At 46.7% G+C, this 13,180-nt stretch carries 13 protein-coding genes; 8 read left to right on the plus strand and 5 right to left on the minus strand.

Annotated features, from left to right (window positions below):
* Window positions 1-11: 11 nt before the first annotated feature.
* A complete protein-coding gene (locus tag ACYVFD_RS10130; RefSeq protein WP_461089849.1) occupies window positions 12-827 on the minus strand; it encodes a FecR family protein in 816 nt (271 codons plus the stop codon).
* A gap of 614 nt (window positions 828-1,441) precedes the next feature.
* On the opposite strand from ACYVFD_RS10130, the gene ACYVFD_RS10135 reads away from it, so the two are divergent.
* Complete coding sequence (locus ACYVFD_RS10135) at window positions 1,442-2,200, plus strand: hypothetical protein (RefSeq protein WP_461089851.1); 759 nt, start codon at window positions 1,442-1,444, stop codon at window positions 2,198-2,200.
* 58 nt (window positions 2,201-2,258) lie between these two features.
* Here the strand turns inward: ACYVFD_RS10135 and ACYVFD_RS10140 are convergent, their stop codons facing one another.
* Window positions 2,259-2,708, minus strand: coding sequence for an OsmC family protein (locus tag ACYVFD_RS10140; RefSeq protein ID WP_461089853.1), 450 nt, complete (start codon window positions 2,706-2,708; stop codon window positions 2,259-2,261).
* A gap of 294 nt (window positions 2,709-3,002) precedes the next feature.
* Between ACYVFD_RS10140 and ACYVFD_RS10145 the strand changes: the two genes are divergently transcribed.
* The 4 genes from ACYVFD_RS10145 (at window position 3,003) to metK (ending at window position 7,465) form a co-directional block, all read left to right on the plus strand.
* Window positions 3,003-3,788: a hypothetical protein gene (locus ACYVFD_RS10145; protein WP_461089855.1), complete on the plus strand. Its 786-nt coding sequence runs from the start codon at window positions 3,003-3,005 to the stop codon at window positions 3,786-3,788.
* A 143-nt stretch (window positions 3,789-3,931) separates the two neighbouring features.
* Window positions 3,932-4,825: a lipoyl synthase gene (gene lipA / locus ACYVFD_RS10150; RefSeq protein WP_461089857.1), complete on the plus strand. Its 894-nt coding sequence runs from the start codon at window positions 3,932-3,934 to the stop codon at window positions 4,823-4,825.
* 80 nt (window positions 4,826-4,905) lie between these two features.
* On the plus strand, window positions 4,906-6,102 hold the full coding sequence (locus tag ACYVFD_RS10155) for a lycopene cyclase family protein (protein WP_461089859.1): 1,197 nt from the start codon (window positions 4,906-4,908) through the stop codon (window positions 6,100-6,102).
* Window positions 6,103-6,187: 85 nt separating this feature from the next.
* Window positions 6,188-7,465 (plus strand): methionine adenosyltransferase, encoded by a 1,278-nt coding sequence (gene metK, locus ACYVFD_RS10160; RefSeq protein ID WP_461089861.1) that lies wholly within the window; start codon window positions 6,188-6,190, stop codon window positions 7,463-7,465.
* A gap of 118 nt (window positions 7,466-7,583) precedes the next feature.
* Here the strand turns inward: metK and ACYVFD_RS10165 are convergent, their stop codons facing one another.
* From ACYVFD_RS10165 to ACYVFD_RS10175, 3 genes are all read right to left on the minus strand, one after another.
* Window positions 7,584-7,961, minus strand: a complete 378-nt coding sequence (locus ACYVFD_RS10165; RefSeq protein WP_461089863.1) for an HPF/RaiA family ribosome-associated protein — start codon at window positions 7,959-7,961, stop codon at window positions 7,584-7,586.
* A 234-nt stretch (window positions 7,962-8,195) separates the two neighbouring features.
* Window positions 8,196-9,263 carry a DNA topoisomerase IB gene (locus ACYVFD_RS10170; protein ID WP_461089865.1) on the minus strand — a complete coding sequence of 356 codons (1,068 nt, stop codon included), beginning with the start codon at window positions 9,261-9,263 and terminating at the stop codon, window positions 8,196-8,198.
* A 109-nt stretch (window positions 9,264-9,372) separates the two neighbouring features.
* Window positions 9,373-9,963, minus strand: a complete 591-nt coding sequence (locus tag ACYVFD_RS10175; RefSeq protein ID WP_461089866.1) for a DUF6962 family protein — start codon at window positions 9,961-9,963, stop codon at window positions 9,373-9,375.
* Window positions 9,964-10,125: 162 nt separating this feature from the next.
* Here ACYVFD_RS10175 and sucD point away from each other — a divergent pair, with 162 nt between their 5' ends.
* From sucD to ACYVFD_RS10190, 3 genes are all read left to right on the plus strand, one after another.
* Window positions 10,126-11,001: a succinate--CoA ligase subunit alpha gene (gene sucD, locus ACYVFD_RS10180; RefSeq protein ID WP_461089868.1), complete on the plus strand. Its 876-nt coding sequence runs from the start codon at window positions 10,126-10,128 to the stop codon at window positions 10,999-11,001.
* 58 nt (window positions 11,002-11,059) lie between these two features.
* The gene (locus ACYVFD_RS10185) at window positions 11,060-12,232 is read left to right on the plus strand and encodes a DUF4271 domain-containing protein (protein ID WP_461089870.1); all 1,173 of its coding nucleotides are present in this window, start codon (window positions 11,060-11,062) and stop codon (window positions 12,230-12,232) included.
* 105 nt (window positions 12,233-12,337) lie between these two features.
* Complete coding sequence (locus ACYVFD_RS10190) at window positions 12,338-13,120, plus strand: uroporphyrinogen-III synthase (RefSeq protein ID WP_461089872.1); 783 nt, start codon at window positions 12,338-12,340, stop codon at window positions 13,118-13,120.
* Window positions 13,121-13,180 lie beyond the last annotated feature (60 nt).

Below are 13,180 nucleotides of genomic sequence, written 5' to 3' on the forward strand. Positions count from 1 at the left end.
TATAAAAGCAGCTAGGGTAATGTTTTGTCCAAACTGGTTGGAACCTCAATCCACTCTCCCGAACGGAGCCGGATGGGATTGTGGTGTTTGACGAGCAGGTTGACAGCTCCCGAAGTTAAAGCGACAGATGTGCAGGCGGCTTGCTGACTTACCTGAAACGCTGTGCCGAGCGCTTCGATCGTAAGGTCGCTGGTATGAACCCGAAATAGTCGGGCCGATGTCGTATCATTCCGGTGCATGACAGAAAAATCAGCTTCTCCCTTCAACCAGACCGCTCGGGGTGTTTCATCCGTCCATCGGCGGGCATACCGGACCGAACTGTTCGGATACAAGGTAACGGTTGAGTTGTCGGGCAGACGAATCTGCTGGGTTTGATGAGCGGATGTACTAACCGTCGAAATGTGTTGATTAGGACCATATTGCATCCACAATGCCCAGCCGATTAGGAGTAAGACTCCCATAGCAGCAGCAATCGTTCGGAAAAAGTACCACCAGCCAACCACAGCCCGAACGTCGGGTTGAAGCGGGCGAAGGTCCTCCATGGTCTGGAGTGATTCCCGGATCCGTCCCCATACCGATGAAATTTCATCAGTCGACAGGGCAGGTAAAGTAGGTTGGCTGCTGGTAAGAATTAATTTACGAGCCATTTCTACCGTTTCTGCACAGTCTGGATTTTGTGAAAGCCAATTTTGCCAGTAAGCCACCACCTCATCGTCGTTGGGGTGTTGTACCCAACGTACAAAGAGGTCATCGAGGGCAAGCTCCTCAACGGTGTAAGCAGAATATGGCTTATGGGACACGGTATTTAGCTGTTGCGTGTAGGCCAAAGCGTCAGATATAAGGGTTTCTACTTATTAAAGGCATCGTTTGAGGGCAGATTATTTTGTCTGGCCAATTGTTAAGGTTTATGGATTATTCTTCGATAAAGCTTTATTATGTACAATTTTAGATTGCGAAAATGCCATTATAATATTCTGAAAAAAAATGGATATAAAGAATAAAATTTCTCACTTTTTTTATGCAAACGTTTCCGGTAACGTTGCCAAAGTAAAAATCTATGAGCATTTACAGCTAAAATGTTAGAATAATGGAAATAGGAACAAGTTTATCAAGGTAGGTTTATAAAAATAATTTAAGCTATAAAATTGTATTTATCTAATATAAGATCCGATTGGTTATGCTGTTTCTGAGCTATGTAGGTCCTGCTTTATACCAGTAAGCATAGGGACTTTATAAACAATTTCCGGGCTGATAATCAGAGATTCGGTCCTTTCTGTCACTAAACTTGAAAATAGTTAATCTATACTTTTAATAATCGTATGTATAGCCCAACCGGAAGCATAAACCATTAGCTTCTATTGCCGTTATTGTTTCTATCAACGGTATGAAGACTATGCGATTAGTATGGCGTTTATGTTTATTTTATATACTCTGGTTGTTTATGGATACAACCGCTCTAGCGCAGACGCGAGTATCTTTAGATGAAGAAACCCGATTAAAGGAACGATCGGCTCCTCAGAATGGCCAGCCAGATACACTACAGTCGGCAAAACCCAAATCGCTGACCTTTACGGCATCGACAGATCAACGGTTTACGTTTTTTAATGATACACGTACGGAAGATAACCGACGAGATCCCGTCAGCGTCTATGGAATACGGGCTGGATTTTTGTTTCCGCAAAGCCATCGTCGGGCTAATCTGAAAGGCGGTCGGTCGGCTAGCTTCAAAGCAGGTGCCGGTTTTTATTTCGTCAATCAGTCGCTGAATCACCCCGGATTGCTGCCCAATTCGTCGGAGTCGGTCACTCGGCATCTGCGTATGGCTACGGTATATTATGAGCGCTATTTTTTTCGTCATAAAGCGTTCGAAGTGAGTATGCCAATCGAGTTGGGGTATGGGCATTCACGTTATGAGCGTAACGACGATGTGGCAGAAAAGCATGAAATAGCACGTGGTGTGTTTATTCCGCTGGGGGTGGGTGTATCAGGAGCGTACCATTTCCCGACGGTACGCTGGTTTCGACCGCTTCACTGGTTTGGGGTGAATATATTGACAGGCTACCGGTTCATTTTGAAAAAAGACATTCCTGAAAGCCAGATTAATTACTCCGGTTTATATCTGTCCGTTGGGCCATCGTTTTTTCTGGAAAACCTCACAGCCGATATTAAGCGATGGAGCCAGAAGCGCAAACGTAACTAATAAGTAAGGGTTGACGTAAAGCCGGCTGGAACTGCCAAATTCCAGCCGACCTGAAGATTTAGACGTTGCTAGGGACAGATTCATTCCACTGAATACGAACCGCCTGCTCAACATCGGTATGCAGACAAAGCGCCACCGGACAGGTATGCGCAATCCGTTCCAGCCGGGTGCGGGTTTCGTCGTCAGGCATAAAGGCTACCCCTTCCCGATTGGCCCGAAGCGTCAGATTTACTTCAATACGGGCAATTTTTCGGGGGGGCTGGCTGGTCATTATTTTGGTTACATCCAGTTCGCTGCCTGTCAGATCAATACCATCACGCCGGGCATGTATGGCCATTGTGGTAATGATGCAGGTGCCCAGCGCATTGGCAACCAGGTCGGTCGGCGAAAATGCTTCTCCTTTACCCTGATTGTCGGTAGGGGCATCGGTATTAATGTGGGTGCCCGATTGGATATGCTCACAATCGGAGCGAAGTCCGCCAATGTAGTCGATATGGATTGTTGCCATAGAAATAAATAAGATCAGATAGGAAGCTCAATGAGCTGATAAATAAATTGCTTTGTCCTGAGTAGATTCGATAGGCTTTTTGATTCTCTGGATTCTACGGTAGCCGATGATTATCAGCGCCGTAGAGCTAGGATAGCCATAGTGATACCATTCCCTAAAAATTCGTTAAAAAATGGGCTTACCTATTATTTTCGCTCTAAACATATAAATAATGCGGTAGTTACGCTAATTGTGCTGGCCGATTTTGTGAATACGTATAAAAATGATTAGTTTTAATTTCAGGATATTACGAAAATGCGAACTTTATACAGACTACTTGGACTTGCGTTGGGGGGGGTACTCATATCCGGGCAAGTCGTCAATGCCCAAAATACGGATAGTGATGACGAAAATTATCACACGATCACAACGTTTGGGATTACAACCAATACGAATTCTGGGATAATTGGCGGTTTTTCCTATCGGCGATCGAAGCTGTTATCCAGTAAACTGATGGGCATGTCCCAATACCGGTACCTGAGTATAGAGATCGTCAACGTTAAACATCCTAAAGAAATCCAGTCGTCGATCAATTCCGTTGGCTCACGCTACATTGTCGGAAAAGAAAATTATTTATTTGTACTGCGTCCGCAATATGGTCGTGAGGTAAAATTATTCCAGCGCACGGGTGATGAAGGCATCGCAGTCAGTGGGATTCTGGCGGGTGGACCATCGCTGGGAATTATCAAACCGTACTATCTCGACGTTTCCTACGGCAATTCGTCCCGGAGTGTCCCGGCTTCTCAGGTAAATGGCTTTGCGACCGTGTCGGGTGAGACTGTTACAGGGGCTGGCGGCTTTTTTCAGGGGCTCGACCAGTCGAAACTTACGGTGGGGCTAAATGTAAAAGCCGCGTTGAGTTTTGAACTAAGTGCTTTCCGGGCCAATACTACAGGTATTGAAATCGGTTTCCTGGCCGAAGTTTTCCCAAACAAAGTGGTTATAATTCCCAACCAGAGCCCAAATGGCAATCGGGAAGATGGTAACCGCAACTTCTTTACGTCAGCCTACCTGACCTTATTTTTTGGAAGTAAGAAATAGGAGTTAGTCATTAGAAGTGAGGAGTGAGAATGCTGACGCATATTCTCTTTGGCTTGCGCCAGCATTCTCACTTCTAACTACTAACTCCTTTACATGAACTTTCCGGCAGAAAAACGAATTTTGCTGGAAAGGAATGAGGTGATATGATTGAACTACCCGTAATACCCTCCGAACAACAACGTAACCGGGCGGGCGTCCCGAAACGGCCCGACTGGCTACGAGTCAAACTGCCCATTGGACCTGAATATGCCAAAGTTCGTAAACTGGTCGATGAGCATAAGCTCCACACCATTTGCGAAAGCGGCAACTGCCCAAACATGGGTGAGTGCTGGGGGGCCGGAACCGCTACATTTATGATTTTGGGAAATGTCTGTACGCGGAGCTGTACTTTCTGTGCAGTAGCCACCGGACGCCCCAACGAGTACGATACCGACGAACCCCGGCGGGTGGCCGAAGCTATCGTGCTGATGAAGGTAAAACATGCCGTTATTACCTCTGTAAACCGCGACGAACTGAAAGACCGGGGTGCTGAAATCTGGTATCAAACGGTTCGTCTGATCAAAGAAGCGTCGCCCACTACTACCATTGAAACGCTGATTCCTGATACAAAAGGAAACTGGGAAGCCCTGGAACGGATGATTTCGGCGGGTCAGGAAGTGGTGTCTCATAATATGGAGACTGTAGAACGACTGTACCGGCGCGTTCGGCCACAGGCGCGGTATGAACGCAGTCTGGAGCAGATTCGTCGGACCAAAGAATATGGTCAACGGACCAAATCGGGCATTATGCTTGGCCTTGGCGAAACCCATGACGAAGTATTTAAAGCAATGGATGACCTGGCTGAAAACGGACTGGACGTGCTGACGCTAGGCCAATATTTACAGCCTACCAAGATGCACCACGAAGTAATTGAGTGGATTCACCCCGAAACGTTTGCCATGTACCGTGAGGAAGGATTAGCGCGTGGCTTGAAATATGTGGAGTCGGGCCCGCTGGTTCGGTCGAGCTATCATGCCGAGAAACACGTGAATGTGTAAGCTTGCCAAAACAATTTAGGCTGTTTCATTAGTTTAAAGACGAAAGTCCGGACCCACGGCCCGGACTTTTTCGTTACTGCATGAAAAAATACGATTTCATTATCGCGGGAGGAGGTATGGCCGGGTTAAGTCTGGCCTATTACCTGCTTCAGTCACCCCTACGAGACCGAAGCATTCTCATTCTGGACCGCGAACAGAAAATCCGTAACGACCGAACCTGGTGTTTCTGGGAACGTGACCCCAGAGAGCCGATCTCGGCACGTATGCACCAACGACTGGCTCGCACGCGGCCATTTGAGTCAATATTGTTTCGTACCTGGAAGTCGATTGTATTTCACGGGACCACCTATGCTGGGCCGCTCGATATGGGGCGGTATCGGTACAAAATGCTACGGGGTATCGATTTCTACAGCTTTATGGAAGCCGAGTTAGCCAAGTGGCCAAACGTAGAGCAGAAACAGGTTACTATCCAGCGAATAAAAGACACGCCCCAGGGTGGATTTATTATTGCCGACGACGAGCCCTACATTGCCGATTATATTTTCGACAGTACGTTCAGCTTGAAACTGGATCAACCCGAAAATCATAATCTGCTTCAGCATTTCAAAGGTTGGGTAATCACGACGTCAAAGCCCTGTTTTGATCCGGAACAGCCCAAAATCATGGACTTTCGCATCGATCAGCAAGGAGATTGTCGGTTTATGTATGTGCTCCCGTTCGATGAAAAAACAGCGCTCGTTGAGTTCACGCTGTTCAACTCGACGCTGCTGTCCGACGACGATTACGATGCCGAACTCCAGCGATATATTGAAACGTATTTGGATACAGGTTCTTACCAGATTTGCGAAACGGAGTATGGTGTGATTCCCATGTCGGACGAGCCTACGCAGGAAAATCCGTCAGAGCATATTATTCGCATCGGTACAGCTGGCGGTTTTACCAAACCATCGACGGGTTATACGTTTCAGCGAACCCAACGTTACCTACAGACCATTGTCCAAAACCTGGCCGAAACCGGCAAGCCGAATCGAAAAGAGCCCTGGTTTAAGCGTCGGTTCAAACTTTACGATAGTATTTTTCTAAATGTGCTGGAAAAACACCGCTATCCGGCCGATGATATATTTACACGAATCTATACGGAAAACCCGCGTCGGGTCTTCAAGTTTTTAGACGAAGACACTCATTTCGTTGAAGAGCTGCGGCTGTTTTCAACCATGCCGTTCTGGCCCTTTGTATCCGCTTTTTTTAACGTATTGCGAAGAAAGATGATCGGTTGAGTGGTTAAGTACAAAGTTTAAGGCTTGTCCTGTGCGCAGAAACTCATAAATTTGTCTTTTCAAACCAAGTCACACGGATAGCGCAATGCCTTATCTCTTCACTTCCGAGTCTGTTTCTGAGGGACACCCTGATAAAGTCGCCGACCAGATCTCCGACGCACTGATTGACAACTTTCTGGCTTTTGATCCATCCAGCAAGGTAGCCTGTGAAACCCTCGTAACTACGGGCCAGGTTGTACTAGCCGGTGAGATTAAGACCGATACCTATCTGGATGTTCAGAAAATCACGCGTGAGGTGATCCGTAAGATCGGCTACACCAAGAGCGAGTACATGTTCGAAGCAAACTCCTGCGGTATTTTTTCGGCATTACACGATCAGTCAGCCGACATCAACCAGGGTGTTGATCGGGAAGTGGCAAACGACGACTTCGAAACCAAAGCTAACGCGCAAGGCGCTGGCGATCAGGGTATGATGTTCGGGTATGCGACCAACGAAACCGACAACTACATGCCATTGCCGCTGGATCTGGCTCATGCCATCCTGCGTGAAATGTCCAATATCCGCAATAACGAGCTTTCGTTGATGCCGTACTTACGGCCCGATGCCAAGTCGCAGGTGACGATCGAATATTCTGACGACCATCAGCCTATTCGAATCGATACCATCGTTGTATCGACTCAGCATGATGATTTTGCTGATGACGACACGATGCTGGCGAAAATCAAGGAAGATATTATCAATATCGTGATTCCACGGGTAAAAGCCGCTCAGAAAGCTGAACTACACGGTTTGTTTACCGACGACATCACCTATTACATTAATCCAACCGGTAAATTCGTGATCGGCGGTCCGCACGGTGATACGGGACTTACAGGTCGCAAAATTATCGTAGATACCTACGGTGGCAAGGGAGCTCACGGCGGTGGTGCTTTCTCAGGAAAAGATCCCTCGAAAGTAGACCGTTCAGCCGCTTATGCTACTCGGCATATTGCCAAAAATCTGGTAGCCGCTGGTCTTTGCGATCAGGTTCTGGTTCAGGTTTCATATGCCATTGGGGTCGCCAAGCCATGCGGTCTATACGTAAACACATACGGAACGGCTAAAGTCGATTTGCACGATGGTGAAATCGCCGAGAAAGTGGGCAAAATTTTCGACATGCGCCCTTATGCCATTGAACAACGGCTGAAACTGCGTAACCCGATCTATTCGGAAACAGCGGCTTACGGACACATGGGGCGTAAGAATGAAGTTGTAAAGAAGACCTTTGGTTCAAACGGTCACTCGAAAGAAGTAGAGGTAGAGCTGTTTACCTGGGAGAAACTCGACTTCGTTGATCAAGTCAAGACCGAGTTTAGCCTTTAATATATCCACGGGCTTCAGCCCGTGTTTCTCATTGACAGTTACGGGCTGAAGCCCGTGGATACATACGAAAGCCACCCCGTTTGGAGTGGCTTTCGCATTGTGAGATTAGTTAAATTGTTTATAACTCATCCGGTTCGAAGATTTCTTCTTCAGGCTGAACCCGGGATTTTGCTTCTGCAATAGCTGGGCTGGAAATATCGTTGCGTTTTTGTTTACAGCGAACGAGTTTGTCTTTCAGGACGTCCATGACCCTATCCGTGGCGCTTTCGAAACTTTTATCGTGTTCCTTCACGAAAATCTCCTTGCCCGGAAGCATTAGTCGAACTTCGACGATTTTTTCTTTGATCTTGTTGGAGTCGGCCCCTTCTAATCGAAGAAATACCTCACCTCCAATGATTCGGTCATAAAAAGTATCTAGCTTATCTAGCTTGGCCTGGATAAAATCGAACAGGCTCTGGTCTGCCGTAAATTTAACGGCGTGCATTTGTAGTCTCATTGTGTCGCCTTTAAAGTGAACTGAATTAAGAACATCAATGGACTGTCTAAGTTTGAGGATATGAACTACAAAGTCAAGTCTACCTATGAAAGATGCAACTCTGTTTCACGGAGCTTATCTATTTAGCGAGTTAATGAACTGATAGGGCTAAGTTTTGTCTACAGCGTGGAACGGTTACAGATAAAAGTTCTTTAAAAAGTATAATTAGTCACCCACGTTAATTAACCACACCGCTTAGGTCACGGTCTTGATTTGATCTTTCAGGAATCTCAGCAGCAGTTTCTCAACGCCATCGAGGCCGTACGGGCTGGTTTGACGAAACCGGGCTTTTTGCTTGATATAAGGAGCTAAATCCTGACATTCGTAGGCGTCCAGTATCTGGGGATGCACATAATGTTTGCGGCAGACAGTACGGGTATTGCCCAATTGGTGGGCTACCTGGTCCAGTACCGTATTAACATTTTTCTTCGCTTCTTTTTCGTTTTCGCAAGGTTCTAGTTCGACCAGGAGCCGCAGTGCGTTGACCGTACCAGCCCAGGTTCGGAAATCTTTAGCTGAAAAATCATCACCCATGGTTTCATGCAGGTAATCGTTGACCATGCCGGAATCAATGGAGTGCCGCTCACCCTGCTGGTCCAGATACTGAAACAACTCTTTACCTGGCATATCACGGCAGGCTTTAACTAGCCGAGCCAACCGCCGGTCGTGTAGAGTAATGTCGTGGTAAATGCCTTTCTTGCCTTTAAAGCTAAAGCGTACATCACTGCCTTCAAGTTTGACATGCCGGTTCTTCAATGTCGTTAGCCCATAAGAACCATATTCTTTTTCATAGGCCGCATTACCTATTCGAATCAGCGTTTGCTCCATCACACTCAAGGCAATGGCAATTACCTTCTCACGAGAAAGTACAGGTTTTTTCAGATCAGTAGCGATACGCTCACGTAACAGTGGCAGCACTTCGCCGAACGCAACCATCCGAAAGAATTTTGTTTCGCTCCGAATAGCGTTCCATTTAGTGTGATAGCGGTATTGTTTTCGCTGTTTCGTGTCGATGCCGGTGGCCTGTAAATGCCCATTGACTTTAGGGCTGATCCAGACATTTTCCCAGGCAGGCGGAAGTACCATACTTCGAATACGAGCTAGCGTGTTCTCATCATCTATTATATTCCCTTTTGGATCAACATAAATAAACTGCTGACCGCGTCGCTGCCGGTGGATACCAGGCATGGTATCGTTCATATAAACAAGCCGGGCGGCCTGAGCAGCCTGCACCGGATCGTGGGCTAATTCCAGTAAATTCACGTTCGTTGAGACAGGTAGTGATTGTAATAAATAAAGCAGCATAAGTGGATTCTATCCATTATGCTGCCTCCTGTAACTGTCGAACGAACGAATTGGTTATTTTAATTCCTTACCGAACCATTGCAGGCTGTTCAGAAGCTTTGCCAAAGAACCACAAAGCCAGTGCCGTGACATAGTGATAAAAATCCGTAGGATGAATCAGGCTGCTAAACGAATCGGCTTTTGTGGCCAAACCCATAGCCATTGCTGCCAGTACAACCCACATTCCTCGCTTATCGCGCTGAAGCAATGAAAATACTGCCAGGAGCATCAGTACTAAAATTCCAAGTGACGGAACAATGGGTGTAAAAACCTGTGCAGTAGGCGATAGTAGATTAATAAATAGAAACAGGCCAAAAACGATGGTCGCCACAAACGTTAACCAGGATAATGTGCGCTTGTTCAGCAAGGCATATACTGCCGTGACAACACATACAACTCCCAGAGAATCAGACAGGACAATAAGCCATTGATGAAAAGTCGCGAGCGACTCATTTCCGGCAAATTGGATAACACCGATCAGGGCAGCCAATGAAGTGGTGAGCAAAAAAAATCCCCACAAGAGCCGGTTGTAAAGGGAAATGCGTCCGAAAAAGTGCCAGAACACCCCGACGCCCGCCCCGACTAATATAGAGCCGGAAAGGATGTGCGAAAAAATCATCACGTAATTTACGAAGTTTCGGCTACTTTTGCCCAACTTTTTACGAGATGCGAGATAAGAAGTCGTACGAAGAAAGAGTATCAGATTAGCATCCGTCTTTCTTCATATGTCTTTGCGTCTTCCTCTAGTTAACCGTATCGCCAACGATTTCTAAAACCTATCATGTCTGTTTTAGTCAACAAAGAATCTAAAGTAATCGTCCAGGGCTTTACTGGCTCGGAAGGCAGTTTTCATGCCCAGCAGATGATCGAATATGGTACCAACGTGGTTGGTGGCGTAACGCCTGGTAAGGGAGGTCAAACTCACCTCGACCGACCCGTATTCAATACTGTTCAGGAGGCTGTTGATAAAGCTGGTGCCAATGTTTCGATCATTTTTGTGCCGCCCGCTTTTGCTGCCGATGCCATTATGGAAGCTGCCGAAGCTGGTATTAAAGTAATCATTTGCATTACCGAAGGCATACCGACAGAAGATATGGTGGCAGTGAAGAACTACCTGGCTGATAAAGATGTGCGGCTTATTGGCCCAAACTGCCCTGGTGTAATGACAGCCGAAGAATGTAAGGTAGGAATTATGCCCGGCTTTATCTTCAAGAAAGGCACCATTGGAATTGTTTCTAAATCAGGTACGCTCACTTATGAAGCGGTAGATCAGTTGACCAAAGCAGGTTTAGGTCAGTCGACAGCTATTGGTATCGGTGGTGATCCAATCATTGGCACAACGACCAAACAGGCCGTCGAACTGCTGATGAACGACCCCGATACAGAAGCCATCGTCATGATCGGTGAAATCGGTGGTGGTATGGAAGCCGAAGCAGCCCGCTGGATCAAAGCCGACGGCAACCGCAAACCTGTGGTTGGCTTCATTGCCGGACAAACCGCTCCGAAAGGGCGCCGGATGGGCCATGCTGGTGCCATTGTGGGTGGTGCGGACGATACCGCAGCGGCTAAAATGGCTATCATGCGTGAGTGTGGTATCCATGTAGTTGAATCTCCTGCCCTGATCGGCGACACGATGCTTAAGGCATTAGGCAAATAAAAAAGTGAAAGAGCGAAAGAGCGAAAGAGTGAAAGAGTGTACAACAAGTAGCAGGGCTATGTTGATAGTGACGCTCTTTCGCTCTTTCGCTCTTTCGCTCTTTATTTTTTCCTTCGCAATCGGCCAGTCGCGAAACTCAGGCATTGGTCCGGGAGGTAAATACTATCCCGTACATGATTTTCACGACGATTTTCAGGTGTACGACGAGCGGGCGAAGGCCTATGTACCCTACATCGTTGAGTTGCACGCCAACCAACCCGCACTGAGTGTTTATGTCGATCTGGAGAGTAATCGACAGTATAGTATCCTCGTAACGACGCAGCAGGACGGTTACCTGTTCATCAACTCAGCCCTTAAACGAAAACTTCGCGCAGGACAATGGCAGGTTTTGCGGATTGATAGTTTGTATCGAGTGTATCGTCAGCCAGAAATTTTTCTGACGATTTATGGCGCTGCCGGCCTTCAGGATAAACAATTATTTATTGGCTATCCTAAATCAGCTACACAGAAACCGGTTGTGCTACGCGACGATAACCTCAGCGTTCGCCCACGCCTTCGTACGATTTACGACAATTTTCTGGGGTTGGGATTGTTATTTCTCCTGGCTACGCATGCTTTCCTGTTTAGCTTTTATCACCGGGCTTTCCTACGGTTTTATAGCCTGCGCGATCTGGTTTCACTGCGAGCGCAGGAGGAGTCGTTCCTGATCAATCGACCGCTCAGTAGTACCAACATGTTGTTTGTGCTAAACCTGAGTTTTGTGATTGCCTATCTGATCGTTTTTGCCCAAAGCCGTAATCTGGACGTATTTGCTTCGCGGGAGTTATTATTAAGTGAACAACATTTTGGCTGGCTGGTAGGTGAATTCTTTCTGTTAAGTGCGGCTGCTTTTATGAGCCTGATTGGCAAATACATTGCCATTGAAATTATGGGCGGACTGTATAAGCTTGAGGAGGTGGTAAACGTCCATTACTTTAAAATTTTACAATCTTCTCTGCTATTTTTTACATTCCTGGCGATCCTACTCACGGTCATTGCCTTCAACATTTCGGCGGTAAACTGGTCGCAAAATGCGTTGTTGATACCCCTGATCGTGTTTTACACTGCCCGGCTCGCCTTACTCTACTTTGTGATCCGTAGTCTGGACCCTATCAAGAATCTTTATTTATTTTCGTACCTTTGCATCGTTGAATTGATCCCGCTCATCATTGGTTTGCGTTTTGCGATCTGATGAGTGAATGTTCAGCCCGCAGTGTATCTGATAGTCAGCCATACATGTTGCACTATCCACGAGAGCTGTCGACTGCCAACCGACTATTACCCGCGTAGAGATTCGATGAACGAGACGAGCATGCAATCTGCCGAAGCCCGGCTTACGAAAGTAAACCGGATGTTAGTGACCCAATCCCGACCCGCCGACGAAAAATCTCCTTATTTCGATTTAGCCAGCAAGTACAACATCCAAATCGATTTTCGCCCGTTCATTCAGATTCAGGGTGTATCGCACAAGGATTTTCGTCGTCAAAAAATTAACATTCTGGCACATACGGCCATTATTTTCACCAGCCGAAATGCCATTGATCACTTCTTTCGGATTTGCCAGGAAGGGCGAATCGAGGTGCCAGCCGATATGAAGTACTTCTGTATTTCGGAACAGACGGCCAATTATCTCCAGAAATACATTGTTATCCGAAAGCGTAAGATCTTTAATGGGACTAAAACCGCTACTGAACTGTTCGATCTGATTAAAAAGCATAAGAACGAGAAGTTTCTTTTTCCGTGCTCAAACATCCGTCGGAACGATATTCCAGAATTCATGGATACCAGTGGCCTGCATTTCACCGAAGCGGTGATGTACGAAACGGTGCCTACCGATCTGTCGGATCTGGATATCAAGAGTTATGATATTATTGCGTTTTTTAGTCCGTCGGGGGTAAGCTCATTGTTTAGCAATTTCCCCGAATTTAATCAGAACGGTATTCGCATGGCAGCTTTCGGGCCTACAACTGCCAAATCCATTACAGATGCCGGATTGACACTTGATATTGAAGCCCCATTGCCCAATGCCCCATCCATGACGGGAGCCTTAGACCTGTACCTAAAAAAGGCTAACAATTGAGAACCGTTAGCGGTTATACGAAAGGAAATGCCGGAATCAGGTTAATCACCTAATTTCCGG

Source organism: Spirosoma gilvum, from assembly GCF_054776815.1.